The sequence below is a fragment of the Nisaea sp. genome (assembly GCF_017640745.1).
Taxonomy (GTDB): Bacteria; Pseudomonadota; Alphaproteobacteria; order Thalassobaculales; family Thalassobaculaceae; genus Nisaea.
Genome location: NZ_JAEPQA010000003.1, coordinates 59874 through 76503, shown reverse-complemented (window position 1 = coordinate 76503; position 16630 = coordinate 59874). Strand labels below are relative to the sequence as shown.

At 65.4% G+C, this 16630-nt stretch carries 15 protein-coding genes; 5 read left to right on the top strand and 10 right to left on the bottom strand.

Going from position 1 to position 16630, the window contains the following annotated elements; genetic code table 11:
- The first annotated feature begins 31 nt into the window (after positions 1 to 31).
- Positions 32 to 937, top strand: coding sequence for a helix-turn-helix domain-containing protein (locus JJ959_RS03530; protein WP_292879886.1), 906 nt, complete (start codon positions 32 to 34; stop codon positions 935 to 937).
- Here the strand turns inward: JJ959_RS03530 and JJ959_RS03525 are convergent.
- From JJ959_RS03525 to JJ959_RS03505, 5 genes are all read right to left on the bottom strand, one after another.
- Positions 934 to 2874, bottom strand: a complete 1941-nt coding sequence (locus JJ959_RS03525; protein ID WP_292879885.1) for a nucleoside-diphosphate sugar epimerase/dehydratase — start codon at positions 2872 to 2874, stop codon at positions 934 to 936. The genes JJ959_RS03530 and JJ959_RS03525 overlap by 4 nt on opposite strands.
- A 101-nt stretch (positions 2875 to 2975) precedes the next feature.
- Complete coding sequence (locus tag JJ959_RS03520) at positions 2976 to 4001, bottom strand: glycosyltransferase family 4 protein (RefSeq protein WP_292879884.1); 1026 nt, start codon at positions 3999 to 4001, stop codon at positions 2976 to 2978.
- 43 nt (positions 4002 to 4044) lie between these two features.
- Positions 4045 to 5667, bottom strand: coding sequence for a heparinase II/III family protein (locus tag JJ959_RS03515; RefSeq protein WP_292879883.1), 1623 nt, complete (start codon positions 5665 to 5667; stop codon positions 4045 to 4047).
- A gap of 28 nt (positions 5668 to 5695) precedes the next feature.
- Positions 5696 to 6361, bottom strand: a complete 666-nt coding sequence (rpe, locus tag JJ959_RS03510; RefSeq protein WP_292879882.1) for a ribulose-phosphate 3-epimerase — start codon at positions 6359 to 6361, stop codon at positions 5696 to 5698.
- 41 nt (positions 6362 to 6402) lie between these two features.
- The gene (locus JJ959_RS03505) at positions 6403 to 7701 is read right to left on the bottom strand and encodes an RsmB/NOP family class I SAM-dependent RNA methyltransferase (RefSeq protein WP_292879881.1); all 1299 of its coding nucleotides are present in this window, start codon (positions 7699 to 7701) and stop codon (positions 6403 to 6405) included.
- Between the two features lie 179 nt (positions 7702 to 7880).
- Between JJ959_RS03505 and JJ959_RS03500 the strand changes: the two genes are divergently transcribed.
- Positions 7881 to 9215, top strand: coding sequence for a methyl-accepting chemotaxis protein (locus JJ959_RS03500; protein ID WP_292879880.1), 1335 nt, complete (start codon positions 7881 to 7883; stop codon positions 9213 to 9215).
- 26 nt (positions 9216 to 9241) lie between these two features.
- Here JJ959_RS03500 and htpX read toward each other — a convergent pair whose 3' ends face one another.
- Positions 9242 to 10105, bottom strand: coding sequence for a zinc metalloprotease HtpX (htpX, locus tag JJ959_RS03495; RefSeq protein ID WP_292879879.1), 864 nt, complete (start codon positions 10103 to 10105; stop codon positions 9242 to 9244).
- Positions 10106 to 10225: 120 nt separating this feature from the next.
- Between htpX and JJ959_RS03490 the strand changes: the two genes are divergently transcribed.
- On the top strand, positions 10226 to 10438 hold the full coding sequence (locus JJ959_RS03490) for a DUF1674 domain-containing protein (protein ID WP_292879878.1): 213 nt from the start codon (positions 10226 to 10228) through the stop codon (positions 10436 to 10438).
- 35 nt (positions 10439 to 10473) lie between these two features.
- Here the strand turns inward: JJ959_RS03490 and JJ959_RS03485 are convergent, their stop codons facing one another.
- Genes JJ959_RS03485 through JJ959_RS03475 form a run of 3 tightly spaced genes read right to left on the bottom strand, consistent with a single transcriptional unit; the run spans position 10474 to position 13537 of the window.
- On the bottom strand, positions 10474 to 11436 hold the full coding sequence (locus JJ959_RS03485) for an arginine deiminase family protein (protein ID WP_292879877.1): 963 nt from the start codon (positions 11434 to 11436) through the stop codon (positions 10474 to 10476).
- Positions 11433 to 12593 (bottom strand): CoA transferase, encoded by a 1161-nt coding sequence (locus tag JJ959_RS03480; RefSeq protein WP_292879876.1) that lies wholly within the window; start codon positions 12591 to 12593, stop codon positions 11433 to 11435. The genes JJ959_RS03485 and JJ959_RS03480 overlap by 4 nt, the downstream gene beginning before the upstream one ends.
- A gap of 5 nt (positions 12594 to 12598) precedes the next feature.
- Positions 12599 to 13537 carry a hydroxymethylglutaryl-CoA lyase gene (locus JJ959_RS03475; RefSeq protein ID WP_292879875.1) on the bottom strand — a complete coding sequence of 313 codons (939 nt, stop codon included), beginning with the start codon at positions 13535 to 13537 and terminating at the stop codon, positions 12599 to 12601.
- A gap of 192 nt (positions 13538 to 13729) precedes the next feature.
- On the opposite strand from JJ959_RS03475, the gene JJ959_RS03470 reads away from it, so the two are divergent.
- Together JJ959_RS03470 and JJ959_RS03465 are read left to right on the top strand one after the other, a co-directional pair.
- Complete coding sequence (locus JJ959_RS03470) at positions 13730 to 14236, top strand: YHS domain-containing (seleno)protein (RefSeq protein WP_292879874.1); 507 nt, start codon at positions 13730 to 13732, stop codon at positions 14234 to 14236.
- Positions 14229 to 15767 carry a HAMP domain-containing sensor histidine kinase gene (locus JJ959_RS03465; RefSeq protein WP_292879873.1) on the top strand — a complete coding sequence of 513 codons (1539 nt, stop codon included), beginning with the start codon at positions 14229 to 14231 and terminating at the stop codon, positions 15765 to 15767. Before JJ959_RS03470 ends, JJ959_RS03465 begins: the two co-directional genes overlap by 8 nt.
- On the opposite strand, the gene JJ959_RS03460 is transcribed toward JJ959_RS03465, so the two are convergent.
- Positions 15687 to 16298: a LysE family translocator gene (locus JJ959_RS03460; protein ID WP_292879872.1), complete on the bottom strand. Its 612-nt coding sequence runs from the start codon at positions 16296 to 16298 to the stop codon at positions 15687 to 15689. The genes JJ959_RS03465 and JJ959_RS03460 overlap by 81 nt on opposite strands.
- Between the last annotated feature and the right edge of the window lie 332 nt (positions 16299 to 16630).

The window sequence follows — 16630 nt, the reverse complement described above, 5'->3', positions numbered from 1 at the left end:
CCCTTGGCGGCGGCACTGACAGGCACTGCGCATGAACCTCGTTCCGTCTTTCACACTCTACGCCGACAGCAGGTCGAACGTTCCACCTCGGTTCATCCATATCGAGACCATTTCGGTGCGCAGCCGGGTCAACGATTGGATAATCCGGCCACACCGGCATCCGGAACTCTTCCAAATCCTGCTTCTGACACGGGGCGGCGCGGAGATGCGGCTGGAAAGCAATACAGCCCGCCTCGACGCGCCGACGCTGACCGCAATCGTTCCGAACGCCGTGCATGGCTACGCCTTCCAGACCGACGCCGAAGGGTTCGTGCTCAGTGTTTCGGACGCTTATTTGCGGGACCTGCTCCGAGCGACGGGCGATCAGGAGGCGACTGACGCGGCTGCATCGTCGTCGATCATTCCGCTTGCCGATTGGGGGGATGTTGCGGAGAACATCCGGGCCGCCTGCGAGCGCATTGCCGCCGAGAGCCAGAGCCTGCGCACGGGAAGCCAGGCGCGGAGCGGCGGAGATCTGATGCTGATTTTCGGATTGCTGGCCGAACTCGGTCCAGAAGGCCGGGGCAGCGCATCCACCGAGCGAGGCGCAGATGCCATCCTGTTCGACAGGTTCCGCCTGCTGGTGGAGGAGCGGTTTCGCGATCAGCTCTCGATCAAGGACTATGCCGCCGCCCTCGCGACCTCGGAGCGCACCCTACGGCGCACGGTGAAGGCACGCTCGGGTCAGTCCCCGCTCGATATCCTGCGCCAGCGGATCCTGCTGGAGGCGCAGCGCGACCTGCTCTATTCCGCGATGTCGGTTTCCGAGATCGCCTACGGCCTCGGCTTCGAGGACCAGGCCTATTTCTCGCGTTTTTTCGCCGGCGCGACCGGGCAGAGCCCGAGCCGGTTCCGCGCCACGCACAAGAGCGGCTGGACCGGCACGGTCACCGACTAGGCGGGGCGCGCGGCGCCTTCGACCGCGGGTCCGCCAGAAGAACCCTCGGCCTTGCCGGAGAATTCCGGCACCAGCCGTGCCAGCAGCGTCAGCACCTGCTCGCCATTCCGCTGGCTGCCCGCGCTTTCGATCTCGTCCAGCGCACGGGACAGCACGGCCAGATCGGCGGTGCGCGGAGACGCCGTGCGGATGCCCTCTATCGCCGTCGGCCGCAGCGACTCCGCGTCGTGGAACAGCTCCTCGTAGAGCTTCTCGCCCGGACGCGGCCCGGTGAAGGCGATCGCGATGTCCTTGTCCGGTGTGAAGCCCGAAAGCCGGATCATCTGGCGGGCGAGATCGACGATCTTCACCGGCTCGCCCATGTCGAGCACGCAGATCGCGCCGCTTTCCCGCGCATTTCCGTCGAGGCCAGCATCGATCGCGGCCGCCTGCAGCACCAGCTCGACGGCCTCGCGAACGGTCATGAAATAGCGGGTCATGTCCGGATGGGTCACCGTCACCGGGCCGCCACGTGCGATCTGCCGGCGGAACAGCGGGATCACCGAACCGGTGGAGCCGAGCACATTGCCGAAACGGACGGTGACGTAGCGCGGACCGCCCTTCTCCGCCTGCTCGCGATCCTTCGCCTGGCAATAGGCTTCGGCGGAGCGCTTGGTCGCGCCCATGACATTCGTCGGATTGACCGCCTTGTCGGTCGAGATCAGCACCATTGCCTTGACGCCGTGCCACGCCACCGCGTCGGCGACGTTGCGGGTCCCGATCACGTTGGTCATGACACCGTCGACCGGGTTCGCCTCGACCAGCGGCACATGCTTCAGCGCCGCCGCGTGGAAGACGATATCGGGAGCAAAATCCGCGAAACAGGCATTCAGCGCCTCGACATCGCGGACGTCGGTCAGCAGCGCCCGGCGCGGCAGGTCCGGGAAGCTCTCGGAGATCTCGAGATCGATCTGGTAGAGCGGAAACTCGCCCATATCCATCAGGGCCAGTTCCGACGGTCCGAGCGCGGCGATCTGGCGCGACAACTCCCCGCCGATGGTTCCCCCCGCCCCGGTCACCAGAACCCGCCGGCCCCGGATCAGGTCGGAAACGCCCTTGCGGTCGAGCACCTTCTGGGGACGGCCGAGCAGATCCTCGACGCTGACCGAGCGCACCGTCTCCGCCTCGCCGTCGGCTCCCTCGAGCGTGCCGAGCTTGGGCATCCGTCCGACCGCTAGTCCGAGCTCGTTCGCCTTGTCGAGCAGCTCGCGCACCACCGCCCCGTCGATAGACTGCCGGGTGATCACCAGGCGCTGCGGCGCGGTGTCCCTTTTGCGCAGGCCCGCAACAACCTCTTCGAGTTCCTTCAGCGTCCCGAGCACCGGCACCCCGCGGATCGCTCGTCCGACCCGCCCGCCGCGATCGTCGACGATCCCGACCGCGCGGTACGGCGCGTCCCGCTCGCGGCCCATCTCACGAATGAAGGCGTCGGACCCGTCGCCCGCTCCGACCAGCAGCACCGGGACCCGGTTCGCCGCGTTGCGCTCAAAGAGGCTGGAGAACGCGCCATCCTTGACCAACCGGTAGGCGAAGCGCGGCCCGGCGAGCAGCAGGGTCAGAACGAAGAATTCGATGACGAGGAAGGAGCGCGGGAAATCGTCGAGCCGGGTCGCAAGGAACTGCACCGCGAGAAACAGCGTGATGCAGAGCACGACGGCCCGGACGATCCGGCTGAGATCGCTCATCGACGAATAGCGCCAGACCGTGCGGTCGAGACGCATGGAGAGGAAGACAAGCGCGGACACGCCGGTGAAAGCGGCAAGGCCGAAGACGACGACCTCGCGCGGCCAGACCAGGATGTCCTGGCCGAGACGGAGCGTCAGCGAGATCAGGAAGGAGAGCGCCGCCATCCCGACATCGTGCAGGTAAGTCAGAAGACCGCGTTTAGACCCGAACATCGTACCCGCTCATCCAATCTCGCGCCCGGCACCGGGCGCAATCATCCGCAAACCTAAACCAGATGGGCCGCCCCGTCTTGCCCCGGTTGACCATCTCCGGGTCACTCGGCGGTTTCCGGTTTCGCAAGTCCGCGGCGAAACAGCAGGCATAGCGCGACGACGGCGGCATATCCTCCAAGAAGCGCAGGCAGCGGAGAATCCGGCGCGGCGAACAGGGCGAGCAGCACCAGAACCGTGTTCAGGACGGCGATGGCAAGACATGCCCCTGCATGGCTGAAACCCTTCTGCGTCGCCTGCTGATAGAAATGCTGACGGTGCGCTTCGAAGACGTTCTCCCGCCGCAGCAGCCGCTTGCCGAGCGTGAAGGTCGCGTCGAAGAGGTAATAGGCCGGTAGCAGCAGCGCCGCCGCCCAGCCTGCAAGCCCGTCCGAGGCTCCGGCCGTCTCCAGCAGCATCCAGCCGATCAGAAAACCGAGCGGGATCGAAGCGACGTCGCCGATGAAGATCTTCGAGGGCTGCCAGTTCCACACCAGGAAACCGGCGATCGCGGCCACCATGGCGAGGGCCGGAACCTGCAGCGCCGCGGCAGTCCCGCCGAGCAGGACAAGGCCGAGAATGCCGCCACCGATGCTGATCGTCTCGACTCCGGTGATCCCGTCGATCCCGTCCATGAAGTTGAACAGGTTGACGAACCAGAGCCAGGCGAAACCGGCGACCGGCAGCTCGAGCCAGACCGGCAGAAGGCCCCCGGTGAAGCCGCCCTCCGGCACCGTCACCCAGAGACCTCCGGCAACGCAGAGCGCCTGAATGACGAGACGGAGGCGTGCCGGCAGGTTCTTCAGATCGTCGACGAAGGAGAGTGCCGCGAGCGCCAGCGTCAGGCCCGCGACAACGAGCGCGGTCGCGTCCAGGCTTCCGGAGATACCGGCCCAGCCGATCCAGCCCGCCAGCATCACCGAGACCACGGCGATACCGCCGCCGCGCGGCTTCGGCACGTCGTGGCTGCTCCGCTCGTTCGGCACGTCGATGACCCGCCGCCGCGTCAGCAGGGAGATCAGGATCCGCGTTCCGATCAGGGCGGCGAGAAAAAGGATCGCGAAAAAGACAATGGCGGAAAGCGGTTGCATGGGCGCCCTTATACCTTCCCGCCGGTGATGGGGGCCAGCCGCATCAACCGGCCGCCTTGCCGTCTTCCCGCTGCAGGGCCCAGCGCATGGTCACCTCCCCGCTCGCACGGATATCGGCCAGCGGCTCGCGGATGACGAGTTGCTCGCAGCGCTGGAACTTGCCGTCCTGGCCGAAATAGACGCTCTCGTTCAGCGCCAGCCCGCGGTCGCAGCGCAGGCGCCAGCCGGAGCCGCTGGAGAGCCGGATCAGCGCCGCCGTCCCGCTCTGGATAATCGAGGCGCGGACTTTCGGATGCAGATGCAGGCGGATGCAGGCCTCGGCGGGAATGTCGCCTGGATCGCCGGTATAGAGCAGCTTGTCCTCGACCCGGATATCGTCGCCGCTACGCGCGAGATAGACCCGGCGGAAATGCTTCAACCCGTGGGTCGGCAGGTAACCGTCATGCTCGGCCTCGACCAGCATGTCGCCGTCCTGGTCCATGCGCCGCGCCGCAACCTTGCCCGGGCGCTTGCCGACGGTCCCGTCGCTCTCGATCTCCGCCGCGTTGCGGTCGTCCACGACCAGTGTCGAATGCGCCGCCGTGGCGCGCAGCACGTTGTCCCATTTCGGATCGGCGGGGCTGGCGCCGCAATTGACGATCATGCGCTGCTTGCCGACGCTGAGCTCGAAGGAGAGCAGTCCCGCATGGGCGGCATGGTCGGCGGAGGACGGCTTGCCGGTATCCATGATCAGGCAGGTGCGCCCGGCGATCAGCCGCTCGAACCCGCTCTCCGGTGCGGAGAGCTGCGACTTGCGCTTGTTTTCGGCCTGCGCAATGAGGCTGTCGATGAACCCGACCGGCCCTTCGGTCGCATGGTTGAAGACCGCGAGCCCGCCGTCGCCATGGCGCAGCATCCGGAGCATCGCGGTCATCGAAGAAATCCGCTCGTCCAGCATCTCGTCTTCCAGCCCGGCGAGGCGGAGCGCCCGCCGGATCTCGACCAGATCGGCCAGTACGGAGACCTGCAAAGCGGGCGAGCGAGAGATGTGACCACCGTCTGCACGGACCTGCCTCCCCAGTTCCCGGTGCAGCCAGTGCAGCGCCTGCGCAAATTTCCCTTCGCCCTCGCCGACCACCGCCATCGCCGCGAACAGCCCCTTGGCCGCGAGCAGGCGGCGTGCGCCGGGCGCGGAGGCCTCGATATCGCCGGAGAGGTGACGGTACTGGCGCCCGACCGAGTCGAAGAAATCCGCCCGGAAGGCATCGTCGCCGGACGCGCCGAAGAAGTCGTAATTGCCGATCCAGGCCGCCAGCCGCGCGCCGAGGATGTCCGGACGCCAGATCAGCGCGTCCCACTCGTCATGGCGTTCGAGCCAGCCGTCGACGAGCTCGCGCGCCCGGAGCCGCGCCGCCTCGCCACCGAGATCGCGGAGGTCGCGCAGCCAGGAAAATCCGTGCAGATGTTCGAGCGCTCCCGGCTCGCCCGGCTCCCGCGCCCAGGCATCCTCGCCGAGCGCGATCGTGCCCTGGGTATAGGGCATACGCCCTTCGAGGATCGCGCGGCCGCCGTCGGCGTCGCCGGGAAGATCGTCGGAGAGCCGATCCCTGAAGCCGATGAGAGGTTTCGCCCCGAGACGCCAGCGGTAGATCGGCGAGGCGAAGTAGAGTTCCTTCAGTGTGCGCATCACAGCCCCCAAAAGGCCCGGCCGATCGTCAGCCCGCCCCCCGGATCGCCGCGATGTTCGCAGCATAGGCCTCCGGTCCGCCCTTGAAAACGGCGGTCCCGGCGACGAGCAGGTCGGCCCCCGCGGCGATGCAGCGCGGTGCGGTTTCCGCCGTCACGCCGCCATCGACCTCGAGGTCGATGGTGCGGCCGGTCGCGTCGATGCGCTTGCGAATCGCCTCGATCTTGGCGAGCTGGCTGTCGATGAATTTCTGTCCGCCGAAGCCGGGGTTCACCGACATGACGAGGATCAGGTCGCAAAGGTCGATCAGGTTGTCCACGACCTCGACCGGGGTTCCCGGATTGAGCGAAATCCCCGCCTTCTTGCCAAAGGACTTGATCAGCTGCAGCGTGCGGTGGGTATGCGCGCCCGCCTCCGGATGCACGGTGATGATGTCGGCGCCCGCATCGACGAAAGCCTCGATATAGGGATCGACCGGAGAGATCATCAGATGCACGTCGAAGGTCTTCTTCGTCACCCCGCGCACCGCCTTGGTGACCGCCGGACCGAAGGAGATGTTCGGCACGAAATGACCGTCCATCACGTCGACATGGATATAGTCGGCGCCGGCCTTGTCGATCGCCTCGATTTCCGCCCCGAGCCGGGCGAAATCCGCCGCCAGGATCGAGGGAGCAATTCGCGTTTTCTGCTGCATGGCTTTCACCTATCAGGTTGCCCGGCGGCGGACAAGGGCGGCTATCTCTTCCGGAACCGTGCGATGAAGAACCCGTCGAAACCGCCGAGTTCCTTGCAGAGATGGGGACCGGTGCGGACGTCTCCGTCCGGCGTGATCAGATCCCCGAGCCCGCCGAGTTCCGCCGCCGTCACTGGGTCGCGCTCCAGCGGCAATTCCTTCAGAGCGCGGGCGACCTGGACCTCGCCTTCTTCCGCCTGCATCGAGCAGGTGCAATAGACCAGCCTGCCGCCGGGCTGCAGCATCTCCGCCGCCTTGGCAAGCAGGCGGAACTGCAGATTCGTCAGCTTGGCGAGATCGCCGATCCCCTTGGCATGGAGAATGTCCGGATGGCGCCGGATCGTGCCGGTCGCCGTGCAGGGCGGGTCGAGCAGGATCGCATCCGGCTGATAGGGCGGCTTCCATTCGGTGACGTCGGCCGCCGCGATGCCGGCGCGAAGGCCGAGGCGGTCGAGATTGCGCTCCAGACGCTTGAGACGCTTCGGAGAGCGGTCGACGGCGAGCACGTTCGCGCCCATGGCGGCGAGCTGCAGCGTCTTGCCGCCGGGCGCGGCGCAGAGGTCGAAGACCCGCTTGCCCTCGATGTCGCCAAGCAGCTTCGCCGGCAGGGCGGCGGCGGCGTCCTGCACCCACCAGGCGCCCTCCTCGAACCCCGGCAGACCGGTTATGGCGCCGTCGAACTCACGACGCAGAGACCCGGTCGGCAGCAGGACCGCTTCGAGTTTCTCGGCCCAGAGGTCCGGATCGGCTTTCACCGATATGTCGAGCGTCGGCGCCGTCAGGGACGACTCCGCAATCGCATGCGCAATATCGACACCATAAGATGTCTGCCAACTCTCGATCATCCAGGGCTGGTAGTTGAGCTCCACCGGCAGGTCGGCGAGCCGTTCGCGGCCCTCCTTTGCCGTCCGGCGGAGCACCGCGTTGACCAGGCCCTTGAATTTCGGGTGTCCCCGGCTCTCCACCAGCGTCACCGCGCTGTCGACAGCAGCATGGGGCGCGACATCGAGGAACATCAGTTCCCCGACCGCGAGGTGGAGAATGTCGCGCACGGTGCTGGTCTTACGGGGTAACGGCTTCTCGATGAAACTGTCGATCAGCGCGTCAATCTGGCCGAGGCGGCGCAGCGCCACGCCGACGATGCTCCGGGCAAAGCCGCGGTCACGCCGGGGCAGCTTGTTCAGCCCGTCATGCACCGCGATCGCATCGTCCAGCGGCGTGTTCTTGGTCAGAACCGCGCGGAGCAGATCGAAGGCGACACTTCTCGCAGCGGAGACATCCTGTTTGCGTTCGGTTTCCATCAGTGTCGGATAATGCAGATTGCGCCCGGCAGGCCAGACATTTCGCGGCAAACCCGCTATGCGCGTTCGCGGGACCAGTTCCGCTTGCGGATAAATCTGATCATCTTCAGTTCGTTCGCACAAATTTAACGTTCCCCGTAAAGTATGCAGAACGAATTAAAATCGAAGGCGAGAAAAAAATGGCTGCCGATACCGTCACGCTCGACGACGCCACCCTGATCCCGGATGAGTTCATTGACGCTCTGCTGACGCGGAAGGCCGACCTGCTTGAGCCTTATCTCGGGGACCGCACGGCTGAAGTCATCACCGCGCTTGGCGGTTCTTTCAACGCCGAATCCCAGCTCGAAAAATGGGTCGAGATGTCGGTCACAGCCAACCAGAGCGTCCGGCAGGTCGCCGAAATGACCCGCTCGGTGCGTGAGGTCGACGACCGTACACAATCGATCGCCGCGGCCGTGGAAGAGCTTTCCGCGACGGTGCAGAGCATCAGCGCCACGTCCGAGTCGGCGGCCGACGAGGCCAAGGAAGCCGTGCAGGTTTCGGAAGCCGGGAAACGGGCGACGACCGAGGCGGTGTCGGCGATGGGCGCTGTGTTCGAGGTCGTGCAGTCGGCGGTCGAGAAAGTCGAGGCGCTGGCCGAAGCCTCCAACAAGATCGGAGAGATTGTCTCCACTATCGAAGCGATCGCGAAACAGACGAACCTCCTTGCCCTGAACGCCACAATCGAAGCGGCCCGGGCAGGCGAAGCCGGCAAGGGGTTTGCGGTCGTCGCGGGCGAGGTGAAGAACCTCGCGAACCAGACCGCAGGCGCAACCGAAGACATCCGCTCCCGCATCGGCGAGCTGCGGTCGGAAATGAACGTGATCGTCGAGGTCATGCGCGACGGCGCGGAGAAGGTCGAGGGCGGACGCACCTCCATCGACACCGCCGGCTCCGAGATGGAGCGCCTTGCGGTTGGAATATCATCGGTCACCGACCGCATGGAGCAGGTCGCCGGAATCCTGATCGAGCAGGAAGCCGCCACGAGCGAGATCGCGAGTGGCGTTTCGGTCATCGCAAAGATGAGCGCAGAGAACGTCGAGCTCATCGACGGTGCGATCAGCACGCTCGAGAAGACTGCGCCGATCGTCGCCAAGAGCATCGATGAATTCGTGAAGCTCGGGACCCCGAACGCGACCATTCATGCGGCAAAGTCCGATCACATGATCTGGATGCGCCGCCTTGCCCAGATGATCGTGGGCAGAACCCAGCTGAACCCGAAGGAACTTGCCGACCACCACAGCTGCCGCCTCGGCAAATGGTACGATTCCCAGCAGGACCCGAAACTCACCGGCCATCCGGCCTGGAAAGCCCTCGTCGGGCCGCATAAGGAAGTTCACCGCGCGGGCATTGCCGCCGCCGAGGCCTTCAATTCAGGCAATCTCGACAAGGCCATCCAACTCGTTCACGAGGCCGGAATGGCTTCCGACGATGTCATGCGCCTGCTGAACGACCTGACGCCCAAGCAGTCTTAAGACATCGGCCTTAAGACATCGGCGCTTCAGCCCCAAGGCCCCTGCACCGCACCGCGCGTCCCGGCCATCCGCTCGAGCGCCGCGATGCGGTTCCGGGTGTTCGGATGGGTGGAGAACAGGTTGTCCACCGCATGGGCATGTAGCGGATTGATGATGAACATGTGCGCCGTCGCCGGGTTCCGCTCGGCGGCGTGATTGTCGATCGCCTGCGCCCCCTTCTCCAGCTTGGCCAGCGCCGAGGCGAGCCAGAGCGGCCGCCCGCAGATCTCGGCACCGATCCTGTCCGCTTCGTATTCCCGCGAGCGGCTGATCGCCATCTGCACCAGCATGGCGGCGATGGGCGCGAGGAACATCATGGCCAGCGTGCCGATCAGCCCCATCGGATTGTTCCGGTCGTTGCCGAAGAACAGCGCGAAATTGGCCAGCATGGAGATCGCGCCGGCAATGGTCGCGGTGATGGTCATGATCAGGGTGTCGCGGTTCTTCACGTGGGCGAGCTCATGCGCCATGACGCCCGCCACCTCCTCGCGGCTCATCAGCTCGAGCAGGCCCCGGGTCGCCGCGACGGCGGCATTCTCCGGATTGCGCCCGGTCGCGAAGGCGTTCGGCTGCGCCTGGTCGATGAGATAGACCTTCGGCATCGGCAGCTCGGCGCGCGCCGCGAGGTCCCTGACCATATCGTGGAACCACGGCAGGTCGCCGCGCTGGATTTCCCGCGCGCCGTACATGCCGAGCACCATCTTGTCGGCATTCCAGTAGGTGAAGAGATTCATGCCGGCCGCGAAGACCAGCGCCATCAGCATGCCCGCCTCGCCGCCGAGCAGATAGCCGACGCCGAGAAACAGCGCCGTCATCCCGGCCAGAAGCAAAGCAGTGCGCGCGTAACCCATTTCTTCCTCTGATTCCTTGCCAAATGATCCGGAGAGCCCTCTGGACCGATTGATAGGTGGGAACGGCTATCGCCCGATCAAGACTTGGCGAGGCGCAAACGAGAGCGCATATAAAGGTGCATGAGCGAGAAGAATCGAAGCTTTACCGAAGTCACGGTCAAGGGTGCCGGCACGACTCGCAAGGTGCTCGACGCCTCGGAATTCGTCGTTCCGGCCCAGCTGAAGCCGGAGACGAAAGGCGCGCCGAACGCGGAAGAGATCGGCGGCTATGACGGGCCGGAGCCGACACGTTTCGGCGATTGGGAGCACAAGGGCCGCACGACGGACTTCTGAGCCGCGCGGCCGCTTGTTTCAGATCCTTTGGCAGATCAGCCAACCGCCTCGCGGTGGATGACGCCGGTCAGGCAGCCCATCGCACCCGCCGCCTTCACCAGCTCCGAGCAATCGACCGTGATGCATTCCACGCCCGCATCCTCGTAGACCTTCTGCACCGCGTCGTACCCGGCGCACATCAGGATCTTGCGCGGGCCAAGCGTGACGATGTTCATCGCCCGGTTCAGCTCCAGATCCGGGCCCTCCGGCAGCCAGATCACCTTGTAGCCACGCTCCTCCAGCGTCCGCACCGTCGCATGCGGCGTGCGGCGCCACCAGCAGACCGCCAGGTCCTTGTCGATGATCCGGAGCAGGCCCATGAAATGCATGCAGCCGAACGGCATGTCGACCGGAATGGTCTCGATCTCCATGTCGGCCATCAGGTCGTCGATCTGCATCGCCGCCTCGGCGTTGGTGCGCTGGCCGAGACCGATCATCACGGTCTCCGGATCGAGCCACATCAGGTCCGCGCCCTCGAACAGCGCGTCGCCGCGCAGGGTCCGGAGGATCGGCACGCCGATATCCGCGAGCCGCCGGGCGACCAGCCGCTCCTCGCCCGCGCGCACAGTCGAGGCCGGACGGGCCAGGATCGCGCCCTCGGGCGTCATGACGAAGAGATCGGCGCAGAACATCTGGTTCGGCGAGGGCGTCGCCGGCGGGTCGACATAATGCACCTCGACGCCGTTCGCCCGGTAGGCCTCGGCGATCGCGTCGTGCTGCGCCCGGGCGAGCCCGAGATCCACCGGCGCCAGCATCTGCACCGCGTCCGGATCGTTGTGCGAGATATCGAGCTCCGCGCCCGGGCGATGCATCAGCACGCTCTTCAGCGGCGCCCATTCCGTATCGATGCCCGAGGGCGCCCAGAGATCGCCGATCTCCTCGCGGTGAGTGCGCTCGCGGCCGGACCAGCCGGGGCCGCCATAGGCGGAGGTGTTGAACAGACCCTTCCGGTCGCTCATGCGGAATCTCCTCTGTCTTCGGGCACCGGGCGGAGAGATGCCAGGACGGCCTCCGTATCCGCTCCGAGGGCCGGAACAGGTCGGCGGAGCCTCGCCGGTGTGTCGGATAGCTTGACCGGGAAGCCGGTCATGCGAATGGTGCTACCATCCGGCTGTTCGACATCCAAGACAAGATCCTGCGACAGCACCTGCGGGTCGCTGAAGACCTCCTCGAGATTCATCACCCGGCCGCAGGGACAGCCCGCCTTGTTGATCGCCGCGATCCAGTGATCGACGGTCTGCTTTTCCATCGTCTCGTTGATCGCCGCGTTGAGCGCCGGCCGGTTCCGCATCCGGCGCTCGTTCGTCGCGTAATCCGGCTGCTCCAGCAAATGGCCGAGCCCGATGCAGTTGAGGAAACGGACCACGAAGGCATCGTTCGACGGAGCCACGGCGACCATCCCGTCCGAGGCCCGGAACAGGCCGTACGGCGCAACGATCGGGTGATCGTTGCCGGTGCGCTTCGGGACCTTGCCCGTCGCGAAATATTCCGCCGACAGATACCCCATCATGCTGATCAGCCCGCCGGTCAGCGAGGATTCGACGCGCTGTCCCTTGCCGATGCGACCGCGTGCATGCAGCGCCGCGAGCGTTCCGAAGGCAGCATAGAGCCCCGCGATCAGATCGCTCATCGGCGGCGCCGCCCGCATCGGGTCTTCGCCGTCCGCCCCGTTCACGCTCATGAAGCCGCTCATGGCCTGGGCGATGAAATCGAAGGACGGCCGATCGACATATGGTCCGGTCGAGCCGTAGCCGTTGATGCTGGTGACGACCAGGTTCGGGTTCAGTTCGTCGAGCCTCGCCTGGGTAAAGCCCATCTTGGCGAGCACGCCCGGGCGATAATTCTCCACCAGGACGTCTGCTGTCTCGATCAGCCGCCCAAGCGTCTCCTTGCCCTCCTCCGTGTAGAGATCGAGCACGACGGAGCGCTTGTTGCGGTTGAACTGGGCGAAGTACCAGCTCACGCCATGCTTGATGACGCCCTGATCACGGACCGGGTCGCCGGACGGCGTCTCGACCTTGATCACTTCGGCGCCCATATCTGCGAGCAGCTGGGTACAGAACGGTCCTGCCAGAATGCGGGTCAGATCGACGACCCGGATATCGGAAAGCGGCATCGGGATCAGCCCACCGCCGTCTGCACATCCCCCATGCCATGAAGCTGCAGGCGCGGGCCTGCCTTCATCACCTGGCCCGGCAGCGGATGATCCAGCGCCTCCTCGACCTCGCTCGCGATATGCATCAGCTTCTCCAGGTCGATACCGGTCTCGATCCCCATCTCGTGCATGAGATAGACCAGATCCTCGGTGCAGATGTTGCCCGTCGCCTTCGGCGCGAAGGGACAGCCGCCGGCACCCCCGAAGGAGCTGTCGTAGTGGGTCACGCCCTCGTCGAGGCCAGCCACGACATTCACCAGACCGATGCCGCGCGTGTTGTGGAAGTGCAGATGGATCGGCAGGCTCGGCACATGTTCCTTGAGGTAGCGCACGTTGCGGGAGACCAGCGGCGGCGTCGCCATGCCGGTGGTGTCGCCGAGCGCCACGCTCTGGAAGCCGAAATCGACGAAATGCTTGGCGATATAGCCGAGCCTCTCGGCCGGCACATTGCCTTCGAACGGGCAGCCAAAGGCAGTCGCGATCGCCGCCGAGACGGGGATCTTCGCCTCCTCGGCGATCTTCGCCACCTGGGCGAAGCCGGCGAGCGACTCGTCCGTGGAGCGGTTCACGTTCTTTTGATTGTGGCTCTCGGAGGCGGAGACAAAGACGATCATCTCGTCCACGCCGGCCTCGGCGGCGCGGATCGCGCCCTTCACGTTCGGGACGAGAGCCGCCAGCACGGCGCCCTTGGTGCGGTCTATGCCGGCGAGGACATCGAGCACATCTGCCAGCTGCGGCACCGCGCGCGGCGATACGAAGGAGGAGAACTCCATGCGCTTCACGCCCGCGTCGATCAGCTCGTTGATCAATTTGATCTTGAGCTCCGTCGGGACGAATTTCGGCTCCGCCTGAAGGCCGTCGCGCGGCCCGACTTCCGTAATTTCCACCCTGGTCGGCCTTGCCATTTCCTTGACTCCTGTCGCCTGTGTCGCACCGGTTCCCGGTTTCGGGCGGCATCCTAACGGATTTCGCCGCCCGATCCAGCCGCCGCGCGGGAACAATTGCCGTTCCGAGCGGCGGATGAGAAACGGCCGGGTTTAGGAATTGGTAACGAAATGCGCGGATATTGTTTTTGCAAACGATTCGCGGGACTTCGCATGAAGTGCAACAAGAGCAAAGCCCTTCAACCAATTGACCTGAGACCGCTGGCGCTCGCCGCGCTCATCGCGGCGCTTTTCTGGTGCGCCCAGGCTTTCGGCGCGACTCCGTCCCGCAATCTGAGCGAGAACGGACTGGCGCTCCGCGGCTACGATCCGGTCGCCTATTTCGTCGTCGGCCGCGCCGAGCGCGGCGACGCCGCCTTCGCCGCGACCTACGAAGGCGCAACCTACCACTTCGCCTCGGCGGCGCGCCGCGAGGCCTTTCTCCTCGAGCCGCGCCTCTATGTGCCGAGCTACGGAGGCTTCTGTGCCTATGGCGTTGCCGTTGGTCAGAAGTTCGACGGCGACCCCGAAGTGTTCCTGCTGGTCGAAGGCAAGCTGTACCTGCAGCTCGATCGCGCAACACAGGCGCTCTGGAAAGCGGATCTCGACAAAAACATCGCGATCGCCGACCGGACATGGCCCGTGATCGCGAAGATCCCGGCGGCGGTTCTGAATGACTAATCCGCCCGCCTCCCGTCCGGGGCATCAACCTGTCCTCAAATCGATCAGCACGCGATACCTGACGCGGTTTGTGCCGATCATCGTGGTCGTTTTCGCGGTCCTCATCGCGATTTACGGAACCATTACCTATCGTGAGTCGAAGGCCGACCTCGCCGCCAAGCTCGATACCCTGCTGGCCCGGCAGTCGCTTTTGCTCGGGGAGGCCGTCGCCAACCGGCGCGACGACCGCATCGGCCTGCTCGTCGCACAGACCATCGCAGACCGGGACGTCGCGACCATCGCCGTGCTCGACAAGAATGGCAACGTGCTGAACAAGTACGGCTCCATTCCGGACCGGGCGGACGCCCTTGTCGGGCGTATGGCGATCAATCACATGAGCGCGGACAGCTACGAGCGGGTCGGAACGCTCATCGTCAGCATGAGCGACGGGCCGGCGATCGCCAGCCTGGTCAATTCGCTGGTCTATATTTCGCTACTCGGGCTCGCTCTGATCGGGTCCGCCGCGGTCGCGGCGCATCTCGTGCTCCGCGCAACCGTCAGTCAACCGCTCGACATGATGCTGAACGCCATCCATATCCAGCGCGACAGCGGGGCGCGGATACCCATCGACTGGGAAAGCCAGGACCAGATCGGCCAGGTGGTGGCGGCCTACAACGCGCTGCAGAGCCGTCAGACGAAGACCGAAGCCGACCTGACGCGGCTGCGCGACAAGGCGGAACGCGCGCATCAATCGAAATCCGACTTCGTCGCCCGCGTGATCGACGAGATCCGGACCCCGCTCAACTCGATCGTCGGATTCTCCGAGATCGTCAGCACCCGGCGTTTCGGGCCGGACACGATACAGCGTTACATAAGCTATGCGGGCAACATCAACCAGGCCGCCCGCCATCTCCTGTTTCTGATTGAGAACGTTCTTGAGCTCACCCGGCTCGAAGGCGGCGAAGTCGAGCCGGTCTTTGTTCCGACGCCAGTCGTCTCGATCCTGCGCCGCGCCGAGGCAAACGCCGCGTCTCTCCCGCGTAACCGCGATGTGCGCCTGCGTGTGACCGGCGGCAAGTCGGACCGGCCTTTGAACGTCGACGAAGGGCTCATGGTATCCCTGCTCGGGAAACTGCTCGAGAACGCGCTGCGCCACACGCCCGAGGGGGGCAAGGTGGAGCTGTCATACGAGGTCAGACCCAGCGGCACCGCATGCTTTACCGTGACGGACCCGGGCCCGGGAATGCCCGAGGAAGAGGCTCAGCGCCTGTTGATCCCGTTCGCGGCATCGCGCGAATTCGAGGACCGCGGCTTTCACGGCTCCGGCCTCGGCCTGCCGATCTGCAAGATCCTCGCGGAGCTGCATGGCGGCGCCATCGAGATCACCAATCTCGCGGCCGGTGGCTTCGCCGTGTCGGTTCTGCTTCCGCCGTCGCGGACGATCGAGATCGAGGCAAAGCCGTCCGATGCATCAGCGCGTGGCGATGAAAAGCCCCGCACCGATCATCACGCCGCCGGCGCTCCTGTTCAACACCTGAACGGCGCGGGCTGAGCGGAACAGTTTACGGGCCCGCGCGGCCATCAGGCCGTAGAAATTGTTCACCACCACGATGGCCGCGACCACGATCCCGGCAAGGATCGCGATATCGCTCGCGACAAGTGCGTTGAGATCGACGAATGTCGGCAGCAACGCGCCGTAGAACAGGATCACCTTCGGATTGCCGAGCGTAATCAGGATCCCTGCCATCACCTCCCTGAGCGGGCCTTTGGAGCCGACCGGACGCGCGTCGAGCGGGACCGGCTTCGCCAGCCAGAGCTTCGTTCCGAGCCAGAGCAGATAAGCCGCCCCCACCCACTTCACGACGAAGAACACGTCGCCCAGCAATTCGGCGACGATCTGCAGGCCGAAGATGGCGAGCATGAGAAAGATCAGATCGCCGATACAGACGCCGATATTGTACTGGAAGCCGCTCCAGAACCCATTCGCGAGAGATTTCGCAATCGTGGTCAGCATCGAGGGTCCGGGCGTCAGGGTCAGGATGACCATGCCGAGCGCGAAGGCGAGCGCGGTTTCCAGTGTCATGGGTTGGCTCCGGTCGGAGGAGTTGGAGGGGCTACGGGTGCCGCCCGGCATCGGTCGATACCCCGCACCTGCATAACAGGCGCTCGCAGGAGGAAAGACAAGCGGCAAACGGCTCCACCGTTGCCGATGACGCGGGATTCCCGGGAAGTCACTGAAACTCCGCCGCCCCCGTGTGTCTGCCCGCGGAACGCCTCCCGGCCGGGTTGACCACCCCTCACCGGAGGCGTAAAGACAGCTTTATGGAAATCAAGCTCCAGGCCCTACCGCCACGAATGTCCGAATAAGCGGCCGCGCTACGCGGTTTCCGCCCGCCGATTTTCGTCCATTTTCGC

Excerpts from the sequence above, each read along its gene's own strand:
- JJ959_RS03530 (WP_292879886.1), top strand. The coding sequence starts at position 32 with ATGAACCTCGTTCCGTCTTTCACACTCTACGCCGACAGCAGGTCGAAC.
- JJ959_RS03525 (WP_292879885.1), bottom strand. The coding sequence starts at position 2,874 with ATGTTCGGGTCTAAACGCGGTCTTCTGACTTACCTGCACGATGTCGGG.
- JJ959_RS03520 (WP_292879884.1), bottom strand. The coding sequence starts at position 4,001 with ATGCAACCGCTTTCCGCCATTGTCTTTTTCGCGATCCTTTTTCTCGCC.
- JJ959_RS03515 (WP_292879883.1), bottom strand. The coding sequence starts at position 5,667 with ATGCGCACACTGAAGGAACTCTACTTCGCCTCGCCGATCTACCGCTGG.
- rpe (WP_292879882.1), bottom strand. The coding sequence starts at position 6,361 with ATGCAGCAGAAAACGCGAATTGCTCCCTCGATCCTGGCGGCGGATTTC.
- JJ959_RS03505 (WP_292879881.1), bottom strand. The coding sequence starts at position 7,701 with ATGGAAACCGAACGCAAACAGGATGTCTCCGCTGCGAGAAGTGTCGCC.
- JJ959_RS03500 (WP_292879880.1), top strand. The coding sequence starts at position 7,881 with ATGGCTGCCGATACCGTCACGCTCGACGACGCCACCCTGATCCCGGAT.
- htpX (WP_292879879.1), bottom strand. The coding sequence starts at position 10,105 with ATGGGTTACGCGCGCACTGCTTTGCTTCTGGCCGGGATGACGGCGCTG.
- JJ959_RS03490 (WP_292879878.1), top strand. The coding sequence starts at position 10,226 with ATGAGCGAGAAGAATCGAAGCTTTACCGAAGTCACGGTCAAGGGTGCC.
- JJ959_RS03485 (WP_292879877.1), bottom strand. The coding sequence starts at position 11,436 with ATGAGCGACCGGAAGGGTCTGTTCAACACCTCCGCCTATGGCGGCCCC.
- JJ959_RS03480 (WP_292879876.1), bottom strand. The coding sequence starts at position 12,593 with ATGCCGCTTTCCGATATCCGGGTCGTCGATCTGACCCGCATTCTGGCA.
- JJ959_RS03475 (WP_292879875.1), bottom strand. The coding sequence starts at position 13,537 with ATGGCAAGGCCGACCAGGGTGGAAATTACGGAAGTCGGGCCGCGCGAC.
- JJ959_RS03470 (WP_292879874.1), top strand. The coding sequence starts at position 13,730 with ATGAAGTGCAACAAGAGCAAAGCCCTTCAACCAATTGACCTGAGACCG.
- JJ959_RS03465 (WP_292879873.1), top strand. The coding sequence starts at position 14,229 with ATGACTAATCCGCCCGCCTCCCGTCCGGGGCATCAACCTGTCCTCAAA.
- JJ959_RS03460 (WP_292879872.1), bottom strand. The coding sequence starts at position 16,298 with ATGACACTGGAAACCGCGCTCGCCTTCGCGCTCGGCATGGTCATCCTG.